The 21,140-nt window shown below is 71.4% G+C and carries 19 protein-coding genes and 1 pseudogene; 7 read left to right on the forward strand and 13 right to left on the reverse strand.

The annotated features are described in order from the left end of the window. Window positions 1-472 precede the first annotated feature (472 nt). Complete coding sequence (locus AB0M26_RS19060) at window positions 473-676, forward strand: cold-shock protein (protein ID WP_365262302.1); 204 nt, start codon at window positions 473-475, stop codon at window positions 674-676. Between the two features lie 163 nt (window positions 677-839). On the opposite strand, the gene AB0M26_RS19065 is transcribed toward AB0M26_RS19060, so the two are convergent. Both AB0M26_RS19065 and AB0M26_RS19070 read right to left on the reverse strand, forming a co-directional pair. Continuing rightward, window positions 840-1,271 (reverse strand): hypothetical protein, encoded by a 432-nt coding sequence (locus AB0M26_RS19065; RefSeq protein WP_365262305.1) that lies wholly within the window; start codon window positions 1,269-1,271, stop codon window positions 840-842. Between the two features lie 139 nt (window positions 1,272-1,410). Further along, window positions 1,411-3,303, reverse strand: coding sequence for a long-chain fatty acid--CoA ligase (locus AB0M26_RS19070; RefSeq protein ID WP_365262308.1), 1,893 nt, complete (start codon window positions 3,301-3,303; stop codon window positions 1,411-1,413). A 245-nt stretch (window positions 3,304-3,548) separates the two neighbouring features. Between AB0M26_RS19070 and AB0M26_RS19075 the strand changes: the two genes are divergently transcribed. After that, complete coding sequence (locus tag AB0M26_RS19075; protein WP_365262311.1) at window positions 3,549-4,745, forward strand: AraC family transcriptional regulator; 1,197 nt, start codon at window positions 3,549-3,551, stop codon at window positions 4,743-4,745. Between the two features lie 64 nt (window positions 4,746-4,809). Here the strand turns inward: AB0M26_RS19075 and AB0M26_RS19080 are convergent, their stop codons facing one another. After that, window positions 4,810-6,738, reverse strand: coding sequence for an AMP-dependent synthetase/ligase (locus AB0M26_RS19080; RefSeq protein WP_365262314.1), 1,929 nt, complete (start codon window positions 6,736-6,738; stop codon window positions 4,810-4,812). 1,125 nt (window positions 6,739-7,863) lie between these two features. Between AB0M26_RS19080 and AB0M26_RS19085 the strand changes: the two genes are divergently transcribed. Continuing rightward, entirely contained in the window at window positions 7,864-8,469 is a 606-nt protein-coding gene (locus tag AB0M26_RS19085) for a hypothetical protein (protein ID WP_365262317.1), read from the forward strand. A gap of 40 nt (window positions 8,470-8,509) precedes the next feature. Here AB0M26_RS19085 and AB0M26_RS19090 read toward each other — a convergent pair whose 3' ends face one another. Beyond that, window positions 8,510-8,872, reverse strand: a complete 363-nt coding sequence (locus AB0M26_RS19090; protein ID WP_365262320.1) for a hypothetical protein — start codon at window positions 8,870-8,872, stop codon at window positions 8,510-8,512. Window positions 8,873-9,201: 329 nt separating this feature from the next. Here AB0M26_RS19090 and AB0M26_RS19095 point away from each other — a divergent pair, with 329 nt between their 5' ends. Next, complete coding sequence (locus AB0M26_RS19095) at window positions 9,202-9,345, forward strand: hypothetical protein (protein ID WP_360861154.1); 144 nt, start codon at window positions 9,202-9,204, stop codon at window positions 9,343-9,345. 518 nt (window positions 9,346-9,863) lie between these two features. Here the strand turns inward: AB0M26_RS19095 and AB0M26_RS19100 are convergent. The 7 genes and pseudogenes from AB0M26_RS19100 to AB0M26_RS19130 all read right to left on the reverse strand — a co-directional run bounded on the left by AB0M26_RS19100 (window position 9,864) and on the right by AB0M26_RS19130 (window position 16,191). Beyond that, window positions 9,864-11,210 (reverse strand): dicarboxylate/amino acid:cation symporter, encoded by a 1,347-nt coding sequence (locus tag AB0M26_RS19100; RefSeq protein ID WP_365262323.1) that lies wholly within the window; start codon window positions 11,208-11,210, stop codon window positions 9,864-9,866. A gap of 453 nt (window positions 11,211-11,663) precedes the next feature. Next, the gene (locus AB0M26_RS19105) at window positions 11,664-12,041 is read right to left on the reverse strand and encodes a DUF4229 domain-containing protein (RefSeq protein WP_365262326.1); all 378 of its coding nucleotides are present in this window, start codon (window positions 12,039-12,041) and stop codon (window positions 11,664-11,666) included. Between the two features lie 13 nt (window positions 12,042-12,054). Further along, window positions 12,055-12,590, reverse strand: a pseudogene (locus AB0M26_RS19110) (GNAT family N-acetyltransferase). A gap of 10 nt (window positions 12,591-12,600) precedes the next feature. Beyond that, a complete protein-coding gene (locus AB0M26_RS19115) occupies window positions 12,601-13,365 on the reverse strand; it encodes a UdgX family uracil-DNA binding protein (RefSeq protein ID WP_365262329.1) in 765 nt (254 codons plus the stop codon). Window positions 13,366-13,665: 300 nt separating this feature from the next. Beyond that, complete coding sequence (gene mqnE / locus AB0M26_RS19120; RefSeq protein WP_365262333.1) at window positions 13,666-14,829, reverse strand: aminofutalosine synthase MqnE; 1,164 nt, start codon at window positions 14,827-14,829, stop codon at window positions 13,666-13,668. Between the two features lie 51 nt (window positions 14,830-14,880). Beyond that, window positions 14,881-15,336 carry an Lrp/AsnC family transcriptional regulator gene (locus AB0M26_RS19125; RefSeq protein ID WP_365262336.1) on the reverse strand — a complete coding sequence of 152 codons (456 nt, stop codon included), beginning with the start codon at window positions 15,334-15,336 and terminating at the stop codon, window positions 14,881-14,883. 129 nt (window positions 15,337-15,465) lie between these two features. Next, window positions 15,466-16,191: a UbiX family flavin prenyltransferase gene (locus AB0M26_RS19130; protein ID WP_365262339.1), complete on the reverse strand. Its 726-nt coding sequence runs from the start codon at window positions 16,189-16,191 to the stop codon at window positions 15,466-15,468. An 82-nt stretch (window positions 16,192-16,273) separates the two neighbouring features. On the opposite strand from AB0M26_RS19130, the gene AB0M26_RS19135 reads away from it, so the two are divergent. Beyond that, window positions 16,274-16,966 (forward strand): rhomboid family intramembrane serine protease, encoded by a 693-nt coding sequence (locus AB0M26_RS19135; protein ID WP_365262342.1) that lies wholly within the window; start codon window positions 16,274-16,276, stop codon window positions 16,964-16,966. Window positions 16,967-17,080: 114 nt separating this feature from the next. Here AB0M26_RS19135 and mqnP read toward each other — a convergent pair whose 3' ends face one another. Further along, complete coding sequence (mqnP, locus tag AB0M26_RS19140; RefSeq protein ID WP_365262345.1) at window positions 17,081-18,004, reverse strand: menaquinone biosynthesis prenyltransferase MqnP; 924 nt, start codon at window positions 18,002-18,004, stop codon at window positions 17,081-17,083. Beyond that, window positions 18,001-19,452, reverse strand: a complete 1,452-nt coding sequence (locus tag AB0M26_RS19145; RefSeq protein WP_365262348.1) for a menaquinone biosynthesis decarboxylase — start codon at window positions 19,450-19,452, stop codon at window positions 18,001-18,003. The genes mqnP and AB0M26_RS19145 overlap by 4 nt, the downstream gene beginning before the upstream one ends. 112 nt (window positions 19,453-19,564) lie before the next feature. On the opposite strand from AB0M26_RS19145, the gene AB0M26_RS19150 reads away from it, so the two are divergent. Together AB0M26_RS19150 and AB0M26_RS19155 are read left to right on the forward strand one after the other, a co-directional pair. Then, window positions 19,565-19,987, forward strand: coding sequence for a PLD nuclease N-terminal domain-containing protein (locus AB0M26_RS19150; RefSeq protein WP_365262351.1), 423 nt, complete (start codon window positions 19,565-19,567; stop codon window positions 19,985-19,987). Between the two features lie 132 nt (window positions 19,988-20,119). After that, window positions 20,120-21,121 carry a 2-oxoglutarate and iron-dependent oxygenase domain-containing protein gene (locus tag AB0M26_RS19155; protein WP_365262354.1) on the forward strand — a complete coding sequence of 334 codons (1,002 nt, stop codon included), beginning with the start codon at window positions 20,120-20,122 and terminating at the stop codon, window positions 21,119-21,121. Window positions 21,122-21,140 lie beyond the last annotated feature (19 nt).

Here is a 21,140-nt window from a genome sequence, read left to right on the forward strand (position 1 = left end):
GTGGCCGTCGGCGGCAAGGGTGGTGCCGGCACCGGCGGCTCGGTCTGGATTCTCCACATCGGGAGGCTAGACCCGGCGCCGCCGCGTCCCGCGCCCGGGGGCGCGTACAGCGCGGCGTGGCGCGAAGTGGACCCGGGCCGGGGGGACCGCGTACGGAGGCGCACCGGCGCCCCGCCCTGAGCCGGATTCACCCGAATGCCCTGGGTGTGCCGCGGCGCGGCGACACGGCGTGCCGCGCGTCACCGCGCGTGACCGTGCAGGTGAGAGCCGTGTCGCGACCGCAAAACCCGCCTCCTGGGTGATCTTCGCCTCTTCCTCGGCGAGAACGCCCCGTGCTACTCTCACGGCAAGTTGCAGTTTGGTTTCCCTTGCAGTACAGAGCCTGCGGAGCATGTGACGCCGCAGGCTTTTGTAGTTTTCAGACTTCTTGCAGGTTCTGGAGCAGGGCAACCCTTTGGCCCAAGGAGGGCTTATGGCTACCGGAACCGTCAAGTGGTTCAACGCCGAGAAGGGCTTCGGTTTCATCGCCCAGGACGGCGGCGGCCCCGATGTCTTCGTCCACTACTCCGCGATCAACGCGACTGGCTTCCGCTCCCTGGAGGAGAACCAGACCGTGACCTTCGACGTCACGCAGGGCCCGAAGGGCCCGCAGGCGGAGAACGTCACCCCTGCCTGATCGCAGCACCAGCAGTACCCAAGGAGCCCTGCTCCTCCACCTCGGTGGGGAGCGGGGCTCCTGCCCTTGCCCGGCGCTGGTCACGGCGCTCCGGGACCCGCCGGGCACCGTCGCGCCGTGCCCTCCGCGTGCCGGCCCAGCCGTATGCGGGCCGCCGCCGCGGTCACCGCTCCGGGCAGGCGAGCTCCGGATCCAGCCGGTTGGGGCAGGAGATGAGGGCGTACGAGGCGAAGCGCCCGTCCCGCAGGTGGAAGCCCCACACCACATCGCCGCCCCGGCTCAGCAGGTCCACCGCGTCCTTCTCGCGCCGGTCCAGCGGCGGCCACCAGGCCTCCTCCGGGTGCAGCTGGTCCGGCAGAACCTCCCCGGCGCGGGCCCTGATCCACGCGGCCGCTTCCGTCGGGTCGGTGAAAGTGGACCGGATCATCCGGCGGGGCTTGCGCAGCCACTCCACGACCCGGAGGGGGGTCACCTCCGATGCCGCGAAGGCAGCCTCGAACTCCGGCCGCCGCTCGTCCTCCCTGTCGAACAGCCAGCGGGGCCCGACCCAGGCGTACGCGTGACAGTGCACGGCGCGGGACGGAGACCGTTCCACCCGTCCATTGTCATCTTTTTCCGTCTGTCCGTACGGGTGGGCATCCCGCCCCGGGACGGGTGCGGCTTGGGCCGGCCCGACCGGCCCGGCGCCGCCCGGGCACAATCCCCCTGATACGGCTCAGTTCCATCCGTACGGCTCAGCTCCTCTCGTACAGCGCCGCGATCTCCGCCGCGTACCGCTCGGACACCGCCGCGCGCCGCAGCTTCAGCGTGGGGGTCAGCAGCCCGGAGGCGACCGTGAAGTCCTCGTCGAGGACCGCGAAGGCACGGATGCGGGCCGGGCGGGCGGCCCGGGCGTTCGCCGCGTCCACCGCCTCCTGGCAGAGCGCTCGCACGGCGGGGTGGCGGGCCGGGCGGTCACCGGTGTCCACGCCCTCGCTCCGCGCCCACCCGGCGATCTCCTCGGCGTCGAGCGTCAACAGCGCCACCGGGTAGGGGCGGTGGTCGCCGACCATCACCGCGCGGGAGATCCACCGCGACTGCTGGATCGCCGACTCCACGAGCGTGGGGGTCAGATTCTTGCCGGAGGACGTGATGATCAGCTCCTTCTTGCGTCCGGTGACGGTGAGATAGCCGTCGTCGTCCAGCGCGCCGAGGTCCCCGGTGTGCAGCCAGCCGTCGGCGTCGACGGCCTCCCGAGTGGCAGCGTCGTTGCCCTCGTAGCCGGGGAAGACGTTGGCTCCGCGGACCAGCACCTCGCCGTCGACGGCGATCCGCACCTCGCATCCGCGCATCGGCCGGCCCACCGTCCCGTACCGCACCGCACCCGGGTGGTTGAGCGCGATGACGCCGCCCGACTCCGTCATCCCGTAGCCCTCGAAGACGGCGATGCCGGAGGCGCGCAGAAGGTCCAGGGCCTGTGGGGCGATGGGCGCGGCGCCGGTCAGGGCCCAGCGCAGCCGGCCGCCGAAGGCCGCGCGGACCCGGGCGTAGAGGGCACGGTCGGCCTCCTGCCACCGTGCCGATGTCCCGTCCGAGGACTCCTCCCCGCGCTCCCGTGCCTCCGCGACCCGCACCCCGAGCCGTACGGCGGCCTCGAAGCGGTCGCGGCCGCCCTCCCCGGACTCGGCCGCCGCCAGTACGGCCGCGTGGACCTTCTCGAACAGCCGTGGCACGGACGGCAGATGGGTCGGTCGGACCTCGACCAGCTCGGCGAGGATGTTCTCGGTCCTCCCGCCGAAGTAGCAGAGGCACCCGCCGCGCAGCAGCGCCTTGAACTGCACGAGCTGTGCCATGAGATGGGCGAGGGGCAGGTAGAGGTACGTGAGGTCGCCGGGGCCGCCGTCGGTGAGCCCGAGCGTTCCCGCGCAGACGGCGTCGATGTTGCCGTGGGTGAGGCGGCAGCCCTTGGGTGGGCCGGTGGTGCCGGAGGTGTAGACGATCGACGCCAGGTCTCCGGACGTGACGGCCGCGCCGCGGGCGAGAAGGTCGGCCAACGGCGCCGCACCGGGCAGCGCGGTCAGCAGCGCCTCGCCGTCCGTGGCCCCGGACATGAGCACCACGTGCCGGAGTGCGGGCAGCCGCTTCCGGAGGCGCTCGATCCTCCCGGCCTGCGCCTCCTCACAGATGATCACGGCGGCTCCGGAGTCGCCGAGCACCCAGGCCACTTCCTCGTCCCCCGCGGTCGGGTAGACGGGTACGGCGACGGCGCCGGCGGCGAGCACGGCGAGGTGCGCGTACGTCCACTCGGGGCGGGTCTCGCCGAGGATCGCCACCCGCTCGCCCGCCCGCACCGCCAGTGCGCCGATCAGCCCGCGGCCGACGGCCCGTACGGTCTCGCGCAGCTCCCGGTACGTCACCCCGGCCCAGCCGTCGCCCTGCCGGAACCGCAGCGCGGGCAGTTCAGCGAAGCGGTCGGCGGTCCACTCGGCGAACACCGCGAGCGTGCCCGGCTGTTCGGGCTGTTCCGACCTTTCCTGCTGTTCCTGCTGTTCCTGCTGTTCCTGCTGTTCCGGCCTTGCCCGCTGTTCCTGCTGTTCCTGCTGTTCCGGCCCTTCCCGCTGCTCCGGCTGTTCCGGCCGTGCGGTCATGGCGCCTCCTCCGGTCGGCGCGGGGCGTGGGCCCTGCGGGGGCGTACGTACGACGCGTGCGCACGACGCTACGGAGCGGGCATGGCCGGCAGGCATGACGGGAAACGTCAGCACGACTGGCCTCACCGCTCACGGCGCCCCCTCACCGCTCACCGCGTCCGGTGAAGGTCGGGGCCGTGCAGCCCACGGACGCCACGAGACGACCGAGCCCGTTCACGACCACGCAGCCCACGGAGCAGCTTCCGATGCCGAGCCGGCGGACGATCACGGTGCACCACGCGCGCGCGGTCCTGCGCGGCGTGCGGCACCTGGGGATCGACGCCGTCCCGCTTCTGCAGCGGGCCGGGATTCCCCCGCTGCTGCTGCGCGACGACCTCGGGCGGGTCACGCCCGAGCAGTTCACCGCCCTCCTGCGGGCGGTGTGCGCGGCGACGGACGACGAGTTCCTCGGTCTCGGCGCGGCCCCCAGCAAGCCGGGCACATTCGCGATGATGTGCTGCGCCGTGCTGGGCTGCCGCGACCTCGGCGCCGCAACGGAACGGGCGTTTCGGTTCTACGGGCTCTTCCCGAGCGGTCCCCGGCTGGTCCTGGAGCGGCATGCGGGAGTGTGCGGGCCGGGCGATGCTGCCGGCGCGGCACGGTGCGTCGTCCGCAACGACCTGTCCCGCGACGCGGACCGGTTCGTCGCACAGTGTCTGATCGTCGTCTGGCACCGGCTGTCGAGCTGGCTGGTCGGCCGCCGTATCCCGCTGCTGCGGGCCGAGTTCGCCCATCCGGCGCCCGCTCCCCCGCACCGCGCGGAGTACGACCTGCTCTTCGGGTGTCCGGTGCGCTTCGGCGCGGAGCGCACCGCGGCGGCCATGGACGCCCGCTGGCTGTCGGCCCCCGTCGTACAGGACGAAGCGGCGCTCGGCGAGATGCTGCGACGGGCCCCCGCCACCCTGCTCAGCCGCCACGACTACGGCACGACGGTCGCCGAGCAGGTCCGGCGAGTGCTCACGCCGTCCCTGCGCACCGGCGGCCCCGCGCGGCTGCCGGAGGCGGCCGACGTCGCGGCCCGCCTCGCCGTCAGTCCCTCCACCCTGCGGCGGCGCCTGCGGCAGGAGGGCACCTCCTTCCAGGAGTTGAAGGACGCGGTGCGGCAGGACGCGGCGATCGAGGGGCTCGTCGGGGGAGGCGAGCCGATCGCGGAAGTGGCGGCGCGCCTCGGCTTCTCCGAGGACACCGCGTTCCACCGGGCCTTCCGGCGCTGGACGGGCACGACCCCGGGCGCGTACCGGACGGCCGCCGGCGGGGCGGGGGCGGACCGCGCCGGGACCACCGCACGGAGCGGAGCCGGGACGACCGCACGAAGCGGAGCCAGGTCGGGCGGTGCGTCGCGCGGCGATACCGGGAGGCGTGGTGCCGAGCCGTGCGCACCACACCCCCGGGCGCCGGAGTGACCTTCCGGCCACCGCCTGCCTGCCGCCCTCCGGCAACCGCACCCTGCCACCTACCGCCTACCGCCTACCGCCGCTTCGCGTACAGCGCTTCGACCTGTGGGGCGAAGTCCCGCACGATGGCCGCGCGCTTCAGCTTCATCGAAGGGGTCAGGTGCCCCTGGTCCTCTGTGAAGTCCACGGGCAGCACGCTGAAACGGCGGATCGACTCCGCCCTGGAGACCAGCCCGTTGGCGTCGTCCACACCGCGCTGGATATCCGCGAGCAGGTCGGCGTCGTGCACCAGCTCCTCGATGCGTATGTCCTGCTTCTTGTGCATCTGCCGCCAGTGCATGAGCCCGTCCGGTTCGAGGGTGATCAGCGCGGTGACGTACGGCCGGTTGTCGCCGATGACGATGCACTGTCCGACGAGCGGGTGCGAGCGGAGCCGGTCCTCCAGGGGCGCGGGAGCCACGTTCTTGCCCGCCGCGGTGATGATCAGTTCCTTCTTGCGCCCGGTGATGGTGAGGTAGCCGTCCTCGTCGAGCGCGCCCAGATCGCCGGTCGGGAACCAGCCACCGCGTGTGGCGGGCACGGCGGTGGCCATGGACGAGTCCCAGTAGCCGGAGAAGACATGGGGGCCGCGCAGCAGCACCTCGCCGTCGTCCGCGATCCGCACACCGGTGCCGGGGAGCGGCCAGCCGACCGTACCGAGCCGCGGCTTGAGGGGCGGCGTGACGGTGGAGGCGGCGGTCGTCTCCGTCAGTCCGTAGCCCTCGAAGACCTCGATGCCGGCGCCGGTGTAGAAGGCGGCGAGGCGGTGGCCGAGAGGCGATCCTCCGCAGACGGCGTACTTGACCTTGCCTCCGAGGGCCGCGCGTATGCGGCGGTAGACGAGTGGGTCGTAGAGCGCCCGGGCGGCGCGCAGGCCGAGGCCCGGGCCGGGTCCCGTGCCGTGCTGCTGTGCCTCCTGGGCCTCGCCGTAGCGCCGGGCGATCCTTGCGGCGCGGTCGAAGGAGGAGGCGCGGCCCATCTTCTCGGCCGTGGCCCGGCCGGTGTTGAAGACCTTCTCCAGGACGTACGGGATGGCGAGCAGGAAGGTCGGCCGGAACCCCGCGAGATCGGCGAGCAGATCCTCCGTCTGGATGCTCGGGGCGTGGCCGAGCCTGACGCGGGCACGCAGACAGCCGATCGCCACCATCCGGCCGAAGACATGGGACAGCGGGAGGAAGAGGAGGGTGGAGGCCGGCTCCGTGGACACGGAATTGAAGACCGGATGGAGCAGTTCGATCGAATTGTCCACCTCGGCGAAGAAGTTGCCGTGCGTCAGGACGCAGCCCTTGGGCCGGCCGGTGGTCCCCGAGGTGTAGATGAGGGTGGCGATCGACTCGGGCCCCAGCCAGGCGCGGCGTGCGGTGACCTCCTCGTCCGTGACCTGCCAGCCGGCGGTGGCGAGTTGGGACGCGGCTCCCGCGTCGAGCTGCCAGAGGTGCGCCAGGTAGGGCAGTCCGGCCCGCTGCCCGCTGATGAGCCGGGCCTGCTCGACGTTCTCCACCACACAGGCCGCCGCACCCGAGTCGTGGATGATCCAGGCGGCCTGACTCGCGGACGAAGTGGGGTAGATGGGGACGGAGATCAGCCCGGCGGACCAGGCGGCGAAGTCCAGGAGCGTCCACTCGTACGTCGTACGGGCCATGATCGCAAGCCGGTCACCCGGGCGCAGGCCGTGGGCGATCAGGCCCTTGGCGATGGCGAGCACCTCAGCGGCGAACTCGGCCGCCGTCACGTCCCGCCAGGTGCCGTCCGGCTGCTTCCGGCCGAGCACGGTCTCGGCCGGGGCCTCGGCCGCGTTGTCGAAGGGGATGTCGGCGACGGACCCCTTGGCGACGGTCGGCACGAGCGGAGGGACGAAGACTTCGCGGACGACGCCGTCGATGACCGACTTCTGCGGCGGGACGAGTACCGGGGCGGGGGCTTCGGCGGCGGGTGTTGGGGGTGCGGTTTCCTGGCGTGACACGAGCGGCTCCTCGTCTCTTGGATGGTGCGAGCGAATCGGGAGCGTGGGGAGTGGCGGGTGGTTGGCGCGTACGGGGTGGTTGGCGCATACGGAGTGGTTGGCGCATACGGGGGTGCAACGGCTCGTACCTGTGTCTGCCGCGGGGGCGTGCCCGCGGCTCCGGCTCCGCGTGTCCCGCCGGGAAGCGAACGCCGCGGCGGTGTCAGGGGCGTTCGAGGACGGCGGCAACCCCCTGAACTCCCGCCGCGCAGACGGAGATCAGGCCGCGGCCCGGCCTCCCCCGCACGGCGAGACTGCGGACGCGGGGGCTCGGTAGGTGGGCGGGGATGTCCGTGGCGTACGAGAGGTCAGCGGAGCGTGAGGGATCCGCGGGGTCCGAAGGGCTCGTCGCATGCGGCGGGGTGAAGCCATACGACGTGGCCGGTACGTCCCCGGTATGGGGATTTCGGTGTGGATCTCGCGCGCGAGAGCTCATCGCGACCAGCTCCTGACCCGGAAGTAACCTTACTGCGAGGTGAATTTACGGCAGGGCAAGGTGTTGGCCAATGGCCGATCGCCACCTTCGTGTCATCGGAAGCGCTCCTGGCCGATTCCTCACCCACCGCTTCGGACTGCCTCGGCCCGCTCCTCTTCACCGCCGCGGACGAGGCGGACCGGAACGCCGGAGTGGCCGGTGCCGCCGGACCCACCGGTTCCGCCCGTCCCTCCCCGGACCGGCAGGCGGTTCCGAGCCACCGCGGGTTCCGGGCGACCCCGGGCTCCGGGCCATCGACCGTCGCCCGGGCTCCGGGCCACGGCACCCCACCTACTCCCCCAGCGCGGCCCGCCGCTTCAGCGCCGTGTCCACCGCGTCCTGCCCCGCGGGGAGCAGCGGAAGCCGTGCGTCCGGCGGGGGGATCCGCCCGCGCACATGCACGCCGGCTCGGCCGGGCGCGCCCCCGGAGGGCCGCCCGTCACGCCGGTCGCGGACGGCTGACGGGCGAGGGCGGCCACGGACAGCGGTGTGCACTGTCGAGCCGTTCGTACCGCCCCATGACGGGGAGGGTGCGGCGGCGGGCCATACTTCTTCCTGGCCGTACGGCACACCGGTGGACGGGCGGCCACGCCGGACGCAGGGGAGGGCACGTGGGCGACGGCTGGGGCGCGTTGCTCGTGGCGGTGGTGGGCGTCGCGGGCACACTGACCGGCACGTTGCTCTCGCAGAGCCGCGCCGATCGTACGAAGCGGATGGAGCTGGCGGCGGCCGCCGAACAGCGGCGCGAGGAGCGCGAGCACGCGGATGCGCTGCTGCAGGCGGAACGCGCCGAGGCCCGTGCCCAGCAACTTCTCGAACTCCGCCGCGCCTGCTACATCGCCGTGAACACCGCGGCGCGGCAGTACATGACCGCCCAGGTCAACGTCCTGCATGCACTCCGCGACGGCACGGGCGATCTCGACGCCGTACTCCAGCAGCTGGAAGACCGCCGCACGGCGCACCGCGAGAACTACGCCGAAGCCCAGATGATCATGCCCGTGAAGGTGCTCGCGGTCGCGGGGATCGTGAGCCGGCACCTCAACACGCGGTACGGCACGCTGAAGCGCATCGCCGGGACGACGCCCTGCGACGCGGCCGAACTCCGGGCTTTTGACGAGGGGTTCGACGAGCTGTGGGGACATCTTTCGCACCTGCGCGGCGAGATGCGCGAGGATCTGGCGGTCGACGCGGCCTCCACCGGCTTCGACGACGACTGACGGCGCCGCCGGGGCGCGCCGCCCGCGCAGCGGTATCCGGTCAGCCGCTCTCCAGCGCGAGCCGCTCGCCGTGCCGGCCACCACCTGTGACCTCGGGCGCGTACAGGGTCGCCAGCGGCTCCGGCCCGGCGTACCGGCGGCACGGACACTGCTCGTGCGCGAACCGGATCTCGTCCCCGTCCTCGTCCCACTCCACCGGCTTCTTCACCTCGGCGTAGCAGCGCCCCTCCTTCGGGTCGTGATACGCGAGGTGGTGACGGCAACCGCATATCGGCTCCGGCCCGTTGATCTCCCGCAGCCGTTCCGAACGACGGTCGTGGACCGTGCTCTTCACGCGATCCCAGACGCCACCCGCGACATAGCCACTCGCGATGATCACCACCGCAATCTCGAGACCCGTCACTGCACACCCCTGTCCACGAGCGCCGCGCACTCGGTGTCTCCGACGTTCTTCCTCGCCCCTGACCAAGCGGTCAGCGTAGGGACAGCGTCCGCGGAACCGGCGGCCGGAATCCCACGAAAGCGCGCATTCGATGGCGTGGGCTGCACCCTGCCGCGAAGAGCCGCGGCGCGGGGGCACCCCTGGGCGTACGAGCGGGAAGGTCTGCCGTCGCGGGCCAACCCACTGTATTCTCAGGGGAGTTCATCCCCGTTCCTCCTCACAGTTTCGTCGGCCGGACGCCGACGGAGGCCCTGTCCTTCGGGGCCCGTCCGGAGGAGCGAGGAGGAGCGATGGACGATCAGGACCTGGAGCGGACGAGCAACCGGTGGGCCGGGCCGGAGAGGTGGACCGGGCCCGACAAGTGGCAAGTTCTCATCGGCGTGCTCAGTCTTCTCGTCGCGATCGTCGCCTGTGTAGGTCAGTTCGCCCGCTAGCGGCACGCACGCGGGCGCCCCACAGGAGAAGGTCCGGGCACGGCCGGCACTCGCCGAAGGCGAGTCGGTCAACGGGAGAGTGCCTGGGCCCGACCTGATCCTGAGCGCAATCCGTATTCCGGGCTCGCGTCGGCGGCCGAGTGGCCGCCTGGGTGAAGGCCGCACCGATTCCCCAGCGGACCCCTGCCGTAGGTGCCCGGGCTACCGGCCCATCGCGGCTCCGCCAGTCCGGACACGCGTACAGCCACAATGACCACACCGGCGACAGTGCCAAGCATGAGCCCCGGGCCAGCGAGCCAAGCGGGGCCTCTTGGATCCTCTCAGGTCCTCCAACGCGTGAAGCGCCACAGCTGCCTCGCGGCTCTCCGGCGCTGTGTAGACCTGCACGCAGTCAGCCATGGCGCGAGGCTGCCGACGATCGCAGCCAGGGCTCCAACGGCAGTACGGGGCACACCACGCACCGATGCCAGAGTCCCCGATATCCGGAGGTGATCGGGGACTCCGCGGCTGACGACGACCTACGCAGCGGCCGGGGCGGACTCGGCGTCCACGTCCGCGCTGTCCGGACCGACGCTCCTGACGTTGTCGTACGCGTCCCGGTCGAGGATGCCCTCACGTCCGGAGACCAGCAACGGGCAGACAACTTGCCCGGCGACGTTCGTGGCCGTACGCATCATGTCCAGGACCGGGTCTATGGCCAGGAGCAGGCCGACGCCTTCCAGCGGGAGGCCGAGCGTGGACAGGGTGAGGGTCAGCATCACCGTCGCGCCCGTCAGACCGGCGGTCGCCGCCGAGCCGATGACCGAGACGAAGGCGATCAGGAGGTAGTCGCCGATGCCCAGGGTCACATCGAAGATCTCCGCGATGAAGATCGCGGCGAGCGCCGGGTAGATCGCGGCGCAGCCGTCCATCTTCGTCGTGGCGCCGAACGGCACGGCGAAGGAGGCGTATTCGCGCGGGACGCCGAGCCGTTCGGTGACGCGCTGCGTGACCGGCATCGTGCCCACGGACGACCGGGAGACGAAGGCGAGCTGGATCGCGGGCCAGGCACCGCGGAAGAACTGCAGCGGGTTGACCTTGCCGACCGTCGCGAGCAGCAGCGGGTAGACGCCGAACATCACCAGGGCGCAGCCGACGTAGACGTCCGCGGTGAAGGTGGCGTACTTGCCGATGAGGTCCCACCCGTAGGTGGCGATGGCGAAGCCGATGAGGCCCAGCGTGCCCAGCGGCGCGAGGCGGATGACCCACCAGAGGGCCTTCTGCAGCAGCTCCAGAACGCTGTGGCTCAGCCGTAGGACCGGTTCGGCCTTCTCGCCGAGCTGCAGGGCGGCGATGCCCGCCACGACCGCGAGGAAGACGATCTGGAGAACGTTGAGCTCGGTGAACGGCGTGACGACGTCCGTCGGGACGATGCCGGTCAGGAAGTCGAGCCAGGAGCCTGCCTCTTCGGGCTTGGCGCCGTCCTTTGCGGTGAGGCCGGTGCCGGCGCCGGGGTTGGTGATCAGACCGATCGTCAGGCCGATGGTGACCGCGATCAGCGACGTGATCATGAACCACAGCAGGGTGCGGCCGGCGAGCCTGGCCGCGTTGTTGACCTTCCGCAGATTGGTGATCGACACCAGGATCGCGAAGAAGACGAGCGGCGCGACGGCCAGCTTCAGCAGCTGGACGAAGATCGCGCCGATCCTGTCGAGAGTGGTGACGAGCCAGCCGACGTCACCGCTGCGGGCGATCCAGCCCAGCAGCACGCCGAGGACGAGACCCAGCAGGATCTGGGCCCAGAACGGCACCTTGGGCAGCGAGAAGCCCGAGGGCTTCCGGGCGGGCGCGTCGGGGACGGACGCAGGGTTGTCAGGGGAGGACACGGACACACTCCGGCGGGTGAAGACCTACGGGGACGGGGTGCGGCGGCCGTGGCGGTACTGACGCGGGTGGGACTGACGCGTGGAGGTACGGACGGCAGCGCCGATGCTATGTCGCTCAGCTGCGGCGGCAACAGGCCGCCGGCATACAGCAGTTGGAGCGACAGAACCCGACGGGCAGGCGCGCCGGGAGAGGTTGCCCCTCGGCGTGGCGGTGCGCGGCTGCTGTCGTCATGCCGAACACGCTAACACTTGAACTTTGAAGGCTTCCAAAGTTCTGCTTTGAGTCAGAGACTCCGCGGGCAGGCCAACGCCCCACCGGGAAGCGGCTGCTCAGCGGTGAGGCGCGAGAGGTTTGTGACGAGTGTTACGCGCGGCCGGCGACGGCACGCGGGAGCGGGCCATCCGTACGCGTGGCGTCAGGTGTGCCGATACACGGACGGCACACCGGCGGGCCTAGGCGTCTTCCTGCGCCTGGTTCGTCGCCAGCCGCGTCTTGGCCCGGTCGACCTTCTCGACGATCTGCTCGGACATCGCGTCGCGCTGCTTGCGGAGCAGCACCCAGCTCAGGGGAGCGGACAGGATCAGCGCGAGCAGCACCACCCAGGCGAAGTTGGACTCTCCGAGCCCGCTCGGCAGGACGCGCAGGTACGTCAGGGCCCAGACCGCGAGGAAGCAGCCGGCGAAGACGCCGAGCCGCATCGCGGTGTAGCGGAGCGTCGCGCGCTGCTTGCTGCCACTGCTGCTCGTACTCGTGCTCACGGGTCCGACCTTCTTCTCCGGCTGATGGTGTCCGCGGCGGGCTCTCGCGCCGTACCGCATCCAGTGAAGCATGTGCCCCCGACGATCAGTGGAGCGGGAGCCACATGGTGACGTCGTCGCGGTAGTCGTCCTCCGCGACCCTGATCGCGCCGGGGACGCGCCCGACCTCCTTGTAGCCGCAGCCGGCGTAGAACCGTTCCAGTCCCTCCCGCCCCGGCAGGTCAGCCGGATCCCGTGGATGCCGTCCATCGTGCGGGCCGCCTCCTCGGCGGCGGTCATCAGCGCCCGCCCGTATCCCTTGCCCTGGTGGGCGGGGTGCACCATCACGGTGTAGAGCCAGCACCAGTGGCGCATCAGCCGCTGGGTGTTGAGGGTGAAGAAGGCGGTCGCGGCGGGCTCGCCGCGCTCGTCGCGGCCGACCAGGAACCGGGTCCGGCCCTCGACCATGGTGGCCAGGTGTCCGACGAGTTCGGGCCGGATGTCGCCGGCGGTCACGGGCGGTACGAAGCCGACGGCGCCGCCCGCGTTCGAGACGTCCGCCCAGAGCCTGCACACACCGTCGCGCAGCTCGCGCGTCATCTCCGGGTCCAGGTCGAAGGCGAGTGGCGGGGTGAATGGCATGCCCCCGACCCTAACCGGGGGCGTGCAGCGCCTCCGCGGCGATCCGCAGGTCGGACACCAGGCCCCGGTACGTCGCCTCACGATCGTCCGAGCGCAGCACGGCGGAGGGGTGGATGGTGGCGACCAGACAGGCGCCCCGGCCCTCGCCGTCGTCCGCGGCCGCACCGGCGTCCCCGCGCTCGCCCGCCCCGCGCTCCGCTCCGCCCGTTCCGCCGGGCCATCCCTCGATCACGGGGCAGGGCAGCAACATCCCGCGCTGCTTGGTGACCCGGAACGACGATCCGAGGAGCGCCTTTCCGGCCGTGGCGCCGAGGGCGACGACCACCTCCGGGTCGACGGCGCGGAGTTCGGCCGCCAGCCATGGCTTGCAGGCGGACAGCTCGCGCAGGCTCGGTGCCTTGTGGATACGGCGCTTGCCACGCTCGGGGACATGCTCGAACTTGAAGTGCTTGACGGCATTGGTGACGTACGTCACCTCCGGATCGATCCCGGCCTCGTCCAGCGCCCGAGTCAGCACCTTGCCCGCCGGCCCGACGAAGGGGTGGCCCTGGCGGTCCTCCTGGTCCCCGGGCTGCTCGCCCAGCAGCAGCACGCGGGCGTCCGCCGCGCCCTCGCCGAACACGGTCTGGGTGGTGTCACGGTGCAGCGGACAGCCGCGGCAGTCGGCGGCGGCCTTGCGGAGGGCGGCGACACCCGCGTCCGGGCCCGGGAGGAAGGGCTCGGCCGTGTAGGCGCCCTCGGGGCTGTGTTCCTGTGCGGCATCGCCTCGCGTCATGCGCGCCGGGTACCCAGGGGGCCGGGCCTTATGACGACGGGAGCGGGACGGCGCGGCCGGTCCCGTACCGGACGTACGCCCATGCCCTGGCGTGCGCGACGCATCGCCTGGCGGCCTCGGCCTCCGCCTGCCCGCCCGGGCCTCCGTGCGGCCTGCGCTTCCGCTTGCCGCCCAGGGCCTCCGTCCGGCCTGCGCCTCCGCCCCGGGCCTCGCCGGTGCAGCCCGCACGCGGGCGCCCGGGGCCCCCGTCCGGTGCAGGGCCCCCGCCGGGCCGCCCGCGGGCCCGGCCTGGGGCCCGCCTCAGACGCGCATCGGCTGCGGCGACTCGCGCCGGTCCGGGTCCGGGCCCGGGTACTCGCGGATGACCTCGTAGCGGGTGTTCCGCTCGACCGGCCGGAAGCCGGCGTCGCGGATGAGGTCGAGCAGGTCGTCACGAGTCAGCTTGTTCGGGGTGCCGAAGTTGTCGGCGTCGTGCGTGATCTTGTACTCGACGACCGAGCCGTCCATGTCGTCCGCGCCGTGCTGCAGGGCGAGCTGCGCGGTCTGCACCCCGTGCATCACCCAGAAGACCTTCACATGCCGGACGTTGTCGAAGAGCAGCCGGGAGACCGCGAACGTCTTCAGCGCCTCGGCCCCGGTCGCCATGGTCGTACGGGCCTGCAGCCGGTTGCGGACCTTGCCGTCCTGCATGTCCACGAAGTCGTGCTGGTAGCGCAGCGGGATGAAGACCTGGAAGCCGCCGGTCTCGTCCTGCAGCTCGCGCAGCCTCAGCACGTGGTCGACGCGGTGGCGGGGCTCCTCGATGTGCCCGTAGAGCATCGTGCAGGGGGTCTTGAGACCCTTCTCGTGCGCGAGGCGGTGGATGCGCGACCAGTCCTCCCAGTGGGTGCGGTGGTCGACGATGTGCTGCCGGACCTCCCAGTCGAAGATCTCGGCGCCGCCGCCGGTGAGCGACTCCAGGCCCGCATCGATCAGTTCGTCAAGGATTTCGCTCGCGCTCATCCCCGAGATGGTCTCGAAGTGATGGATCTCGGTCGCGGTGAAGGCCTTCAGAGACACGTTCGGGAGGGCTTGCTTCAGGGCCTTGAGCGAACGCGGGTAGTAGCGCCAGGGCAGCGTCGGGTGCAGGCCGTTGACGATGTGCAGCTCTGTGAGATTCTCCGCCTCCATCGTCTTGGCGAGGCGGACGGCCTCCTCGATGCGCATCGTGTACGCGTCCTTCTCCCCCGGCTTGCGCTGAAAGGAGCAGTAAGCACAGGACGCGGTGCACACATTCGTCATGTTGAGGTGACGGTTGACGTTGAAGTGGACGACGTCGCCGTTCTTCCGCGTCCGTACCTCATGGGCGAGGCCGCCCAGCCAGGCGAGGTCGTCGGACTCGTAGAGTGCCAGGCCGTCCTCCCGGGTCAGCCGCTCCCCGGCGTGGACCTTCTCCTCCAGCTCGCGCTTGAGTCCCGCGTCCATGCCGCCGCCTTTCCTCTTCTCCGCCGTAAATGGGCCTGAACGAGCCTACGCCTAGACGCTCTCGGGCAGCTCGCCGACCCGGTTCTCCCATTTGGTGGAGAGCACGATGGTGGTACGCGTGCGGGAGACGCCCTTGGTCCCGGACAGCCGGCGGATGGTCTTCTCCAGCCCGTCGACGTCGCTGACGCGGACCTTGAGCATGTAGGAGTCGTCACCGGCGATGAACCAGCAGTCCTCGATCTCCTCGAGATCGCGCAGCCGCCGCGCAACGTCTTCGTGGTCGGTGGCGTCGGAGAGGGAGATGCCGATGAGGGCGGTCACCCCGAGGCCGAGGGAGGCGGCGTTGACGGTCGCGCGGTAGCCGGTGATCACGTCGGCCGCCTCCAGGCGGTTGATCCGGTCCGTGACGCTGGGCCCGGAGAGTCCGACCAGCCGCCCGAGCTCGGCGTACGAGGCGCGGCCGTTCTCCCGGAGTGCCTGAATGAGCTGCCTGTCAACCGCGTCCATCACTGGCGCCTTCCATTGTTCACAATGTCAGCCTCCAGTATAAAGATTCAAAGGCGCACAGGCCACCTCGCCTGCGAATCGGCCTACGGATCCAAGGTAAACAGGGCTCCCACGGCAGGCGCCGTGCGCCTATTCCCGCACCCGGGAGCCCCCGATGGCCCCGTCCCAGCGGCGGTACAGCTTGTGCGGAACCCCCGCCGCGTCCAGCACCCGGCCTGCCACGAAGTCCACCAGGTCCTGGATGTCGTTCGCGCCGGCGTAGAACGCCGGTGAGGCCGGCATCACCACCGCACCCGCCCGGTCGAGCGCCATCAGGTGCTCCAGGGTCTGCCCGTTCAGCGGCGTCTCCCGCACGGCGACGACGAGAGGGCGCCGCTCCTTGAGCGCCACGCTCGCCGCCCTCTGCAGCAGGTCCTTCGACAGCCCCAGCGCGACACCCGCCACGCACGCCGTGCTGGCGGGGACGATCAGCATGCCCTTGACCGGATACGAACCCGACGACGGCCCCGCGGCCAGGTCACCGGCCGCCCAGTACCGTACGTCCGACCGCTCGGGCAGGGCTGTCAGGTCCGGCAGCGCGGCCGCGAAGCGCTCCAGCGTGCCGTCCGCGCCCCGCGCCAGCCAGCTCCGTAGGTCCTCGCGCCAGTGCGCGTCACGGAAGGCGATACCGGTCTCGTCCAGGAGGGTGAGGCGCGAGGCCCGGCTGACGACCAGGTCCACGGCCTCGCCCGCGTGCAGCAACGCACGCAGCACGGCCGCCGCGTACGGCGTGCCGGAGGCCCCGGACACCCCGACGACCCAGGGCCGTCGCTGTCCGGTGCCGGCGTCGGCACTCGCGTTCTCCTGCGGCTGCACGCACCGAGCCTATCCGCCGCGGCGGGAAGGAACCCGGGGGGCCGTTCCGGGCGTTGTCGAGGTGGAGGAAAGGGGGTCGCCCATGGTGTACGGACCTTCCGGTTTCGGATCTCCCGACCCCGGGTCGTACGGCCCGGGGCGCTATGGCGACGGCCGGTCGCCGTACGGGCCCGGACCGGCGCGGCCGCAGCCTCCCGCACCGGGGCGCGGGGAGCGTGCCCGGGCCGCAGCCCTGGTCGTGCTGGCGTGGGTGGCGCTGCTCTGGCTGCTGGAGGCACTGGACGTGGCGAGCGGGCACGCCCTGGACCCGTATGCCGTCACGCCGCGCGAGTTCGGCGAGTTGCGGGACGTGGTGCCCGCGGCCTTCCTCCACTTCGGGTTCGGCCATCTCATGGCGAACACCGTGCCGCTACTGATCCTCGGCTTCCTCGCCGCCGTGAGCGGACTGCGCCGGTTCGCAGGCGTGGTCGCAGTGATCATCCTGACGAGCGGACTGGGCGTGTGGCTCTTTGCACCGGCCGGCACGTTCACGGCGGGCGCGTCGGGCGTGGTCTTCGGGCTCTTCGGCTATCTGCTGGTGCGCGGCTTCGTCGACCGGCGGCCCACATGGGTGGGCATCGGCCTGGTCGTGGGGATCCTGTACGGGTCGATCCTGTGGGGCGCGCTGCCGACGGACTCCGGCATCAGCTGGCAGGGCCACCTCTTCGGCCTGCTCGGCGGCGTGCTCGCGGCCTTCCTCTTCCGCGAGCACCGCACCGAGGAGCAGATACGCTGACGGGCTCTCACCGCCTGTCCGGGCGTTGAGGCCCCGCCTCTCCGGGCGTTGAGGCCCCGCGGACCGGAGGCCGTCAACTCCCGGGCGACGCCGGGGCGTACGCGCCCCGCGGGCTCAGACGCTGAGCCCGCGTAGCACCAGGTCGAGCAGCGCGCACAGGAACAGTGCGATGCCAATGAACCCGTTGACCGTGAAGAACGCCCGGTTCAGCCGGGACAGGTCGTGCGGCCTGACGATCGTGTGCTCGTAGAGGAAGGCCACCGCCACGACCACCAGTCCCGCCCAGTAGAAGATCCCGGCGCCGGTCGCCGCCCCGTACCAGACCAGCAGACCTGTGGTGACGACGTGGCAGACACGGGCGCCGTGCAGTGCGGCCGGGATGCCGAACCGGGCCGGGACGGACAGCACGCCGTGCGCCCGATCGGCCCGCACGTCCTGGCAGGCGAAGATCAGGTCGAAGCCGCCGATCCAGACGCCCACCGCCAGGCCGAGGATCACCGCGTCCCACGACCACGTCCCGGTGACCGCGAGCCATGCGCCGACCGGCCCCATGGCCTGGGCCAGACCGAGGATCGCGTGCGGGTAGGTGGTGAACCGCTTCCCGTACGGATAGACCACCATCGGGATCACGGCGACGGGAGCCAGCGCGAGGCAGAGCGGGTTCAGCAGCGCCGCCGCGCCCAGGAACACGACGACGGCGGCCAGGGCGCCGGTCCACGCGGACCGTACGGAGACCGCGCCGGTGACCAGTTCACGACCCGCGGTCCGCGGATTGCGGGCGTCGATCTCGCGGTCGATGATCCGGTTGCAGGCCATGGCGAAGGTGCGCAGGCCAACCATCGCGACGGTGACCAGAAGCAGTTCCCACCAGTGGACGGTTCCGTCCTCGAGGAACATCGCGGTGAGCGCGGCGATGTAGGCGAAGGGCAGCGCGAAGACCGAGTGCTCGATCATCACCAGCCGCAGAAAGGCCCGGATCCCGCCCCCGGCGCGTGCGGGTCCGGAACCGGACCCGAGTACGCCCTCTGCCGCGCTCACAGGCCGTACTCCTTCCACCGGCGGTCGACCCTGGCAGCCGTGTCCGGATCGGACGTGACCATCTCGGGCCAGCCGCCGCCACGGGTGTAGCCCTCCTCCGGCAGCTTCCTGGTCGCGTCGATGCCCGCCTTACCGCCCCAGAACTGCTGGTACGAGGCGTGGTCGAGGTGGTCGACCGGGCCCTCGACGACCGTGAGGTCCCGCGCGTAGTCGGTGTTGCCGAGCGCGCGCCACGCGACCTCGTGCAGATCGTGCACGTCGCAGTCGGCGTCGACGACCACGATGAGCTTGGTCAGCGACATCATGTGCGCGCCCCAGACGGCGTGCATGACCTTCTGCGCGTGCTTCGGGTACTTCTTGTCGATCGAGACGATCGCGCAGTTGTGGAAGCCGCCCGCCTCGGGCAGGTGGTAGTCCACGATGTCCGGCACGATGATCTTCAGCAGGGGCAGGAAGAACCGCTCGGTCGCCCGCCCCAACGGTCCGTCCTCGGTCGGCGGGCGGCCGACGACGATCGACTGCAGCAGCGGGCGGCGGCGCATCGTCACACAGTCGATGGTGAGCGCCGGGAACTCCTCCTGCGGCGTGTAGAAGCCGGTGTGGTCCCCGAACGGGCCCTCGGGGAGCATCTTCCCGGGTTCCAGCCGGCCCTCCAGGACGACCTCGGCGTTGGCCGGGACCTGCAGTGGCACGGTCTTGCAGTCCACCATCTCGACACGCTTGCCCTGCACGAACCCGGCGAACAGATACTCGTCGATGTCGCCCGGCAGCGGGGCCGTCGACGCGTACGTCACGGCCGGCGGGCACCCGAAGGCGATGGCGACCGGCAGCGTCTCGCCGCGCCGGGCGGCCACCTGGTAGTGGTTCCGGCTGTCCTTGTGGATCTGCCAGTGCATGCCGATGGTGCGGCGGTCGTGACGCTGCAGGCGGTACAGCCCGAGATTGCGCACCCCGGTCTCGGGGTCCTTGGTGTGGGTGAGTCCCAGGTTGAAGAAGGACCCGCCGTCCTCCGGCCAGGTGAACAGCGCCGGGATCCGGTCGAGATCCACGTCGTCGCCTCTCAGGACGACCTCTTGGACCGGACCGTCCTTCACCCGCTTCGGCGGCACGTGCGCCATGCTGCCGAGCTTGCCGAACGCCTCGCGCATCCCGCCGAATCCGTGCGGCAGCTCAGGCTTCAGCAGCCCTTCGATCTTCCCGCTGATCTCGTCGTAGGAGGTGAGGCCGAGGGCCTTGAGGAGGCGACGGTCGGTGCCGAAGACGTTCATGGCCAGCGGCATCGCCGAACCCTTGACGTTCTCGAAGAGCAGCGCAGGGCCGCCCGCCTTGTTGACCCGGTCGACGATCTCACCGACTTCCAAATACGGGTCGACTTCGGCGGTGATGCGCTTGAGGTCGCCGTCGCGCTCCAGCGCCCGCAGCAGCGAGCGAAGATCGTCGTAAGCCATACGCCCCAGTATCTGCTACCTCCTACCGTGGTTCGGCCACTGGGGGCCTACCCTGGACGCGTCATCAGGGCCGCGCCGGGCCCCCCTCCGCATCCCGGGAGACCGCTCCACCATGCTCAGGTATCTGCCCTTCCTGCTGGTCCTGGCGCTGTGGATCTACGCCTTCATCGACTGCCTCAACACCCCCGAGGACCAGGTGCGCAAGCTCCCGAAGGCCGCCTGGGTCCTCATCATCGTGCTCTTCGGCTATCTGCTCTTCGGCTCGCTGGCCTGGCTGCTGGCGGGGCGCCCGCGCCGGTCCGAGACGGACCCCGGCACGCGCTCGTACGGGGTCGGGCGGCGGGGGCGCACGCGCTGGGTGGCGCCGGACGACAACCCCGAGTTCCTCAAGTCCCTGGAACAGGACCGTGACATGGGGCCGGAGCCGAACCAGGAGCGGGACGAGGACCGGAGCCAGGAACGCGACGGGGATCGTGATCGGGACCGGGACCGGGACCGGGACCGGGACCACGGGCCGGACGACAAGCGGTCCTGACGAGCGGCCGTCGGCGCGTCAATCCCGTCCGCCTCTCCGTCTGCCCGCCTGCCCGCCTGCCCGCCCTCTCCGCCTCTCCGTCTTCCCGCCCGTCCGCCTTTGCGCCTTTGCACCGGTCCGAGGAGTGATCACGTGGGCCAGTCCCGTATCCCGGTCATCGATCTCCGTCCCTGGCTGTCCGGCGACGCGGAAGCGCGCGAACGCACCGCACGGCAGGTCGACGCCGCCCTGCAGACGGCCGGGTTCCTGCTGATCACCGGTCACGGAGTCGAACCGGCACTGCGTACCCGGATCCGCGAGACCGCCCGCGCCTTCTTCCGGCTCCCGGAGGCCGTCAAGCGCCCGTACGCGGTGCGGGTCGGCGGCCGCGGCTGGCTGGGACCGGGCGCGGAGGCCAATGCCTACGCGGACACCGGCTCCGTGTCCGGCTCGGGCCCCGACCCGGACGGGGCACCGGGCCCGCCGGACCTGAAGGAGTCGCTCTCCTTCGCCGCTGATGAGCCGACCGGTGACCCCGAGGTCGACGCGGAATGGTTCCTGCCCAACGCCTGGCCGGCGGAGGCTCCGGAACTGCGCCGTCCGGTCGAGACGTACGTCGCGCGGATGCGGACGCTCTCCGACACGATGCTGGAGCTGCTGGCGCGGGCCCTCGGCGGCCCGCCGGACTTCTTCACCCGGCACACGCGCCACCCGACCTGGGGCTTCAACATCAACTGGTACCCGGGCAGGGACGTCGTGGGCGAACCGGAGCCGGGCCAGTTCCGCATCGGCGCGCACACCGACTTCGGGACGGTCACGATCCTCGACCGGCAGAACGGCAAGGGCGGGCTGCAGGTCTTCACGGACGAGGGCGGCTGGGAGGACGCGCCGTACGACCCGGCGGCCTTCACGGTCAACATCGGGGACTTGATGGCCCGTTGGACCGGCGACCGGTGGCGCTCCGGCCGTCACCGCGTCCTGCCTCCTCCGGCCGCCGCCCCGGCGGAGGAACTGATGTCACTGGTGTACTTCTACGAGTGCGACCCGCGCACGCGCGTGGAGTCGCTGCCCGCGCCGGTCGGCAGGATCGCGTACGAGCCAGTGGACTCGCACACGTATCTGCGGGCCAGGCTCGACGCGATCAGCGCGGACTGACCACGGCGAGCGGTGGTCC

The sequence above is a fragment of the Streptomyces sp. NPDC051776 genome, from assembly GCF_040681345.1.
GTDB lineage: Bacteria > Actinomycetota > Actinomycetes > Streptomycetales > Streptomycetaceae > Streptomyces.

Excerpts from the sequence above, each read along its gene's own strand:
- AB0M26_RS19060 (WP_365262302.1), top strand. The coding sequence starts at position 473 with ATGGCTACCGGAACCGTCAAGTGGTTCAACGCCGAGAAGGGCTTCGGT.
- AB0M26_RS19070 (WP_365262308.1), bottom strand. The coding sequence starts at position 3,303 with ATGACCGCACGGCCGGAACAGCCGGAGCAGCGGGAAGGGCCGGAACAG.
- AB0M26_RS19075 (WP_365262311.1), top strand. The coding sequence starts at position 3,549 with ATGCCGAGCCGGCGGACGATCACGGTGCACCACGCGCGCGCGGTCCTG.
- AB0M26_RS19095 (WP_360861154.1), top strand. The coding sequence starts at position 9,202 with ATGGACGATCAGGACCTGGAGCGGACGAGCAACCGGTGGGCCGGGCCG.
- AB0M26_RS19105 (WP_365262326.1), bottom strand. The coding sequence starts at position 12,041 with ATGCTTCACTGGATGCGGTACGGCGCGAGAGCCCGCCGCGGACACCAT.
- AB0M26_RS19115 (WP_365262329.1), bottom strand. The coding sequence starts at position 13,365 with ATGACGCGAGGCGATGCCGCACAGGAACACAGCCCCGAGGGCGCCTAC.
- mqnE (WP_365262333.1), bottom strand. The coding sequence starts at position 14,829 with ATGGACGCGGGACTCAAGCGCGAGCTGGAGGAGAAGGTCCACGCCGGG.
- AB0M26_RS19125 (WP_365262336.1), bottom strand. The coding sequence starts at position 15,336 with ATGGACGCGGTTGACAGGCAGCTCATTCAGGCACTCCGGGAGAACGGC.
- AB0M26_RS19135 (WP_365262342.1), top strand. The coding sequence starts at position 16,274 with ATGGTGTACGGACCTTCCGGTTTCGGATCTCCCGACCCCGGGTCGTAC.
- AB0M26_RS19145 (WP_365262348.1), bottom strand. The coding sequence starts at position 19,452 with ATGGCTTACGACGATCTTCGCTCGCTGCTGCGGGCGCTGGAGCGCGAC.
- AB0M26_RS19150 (WP_365262351.1), top strand. The coding sequence starts at position 19,565 with ATGCTCAGGTATCTGCCCTTCCTGCTGGTCCTGGCGCTGTGGATCTAC.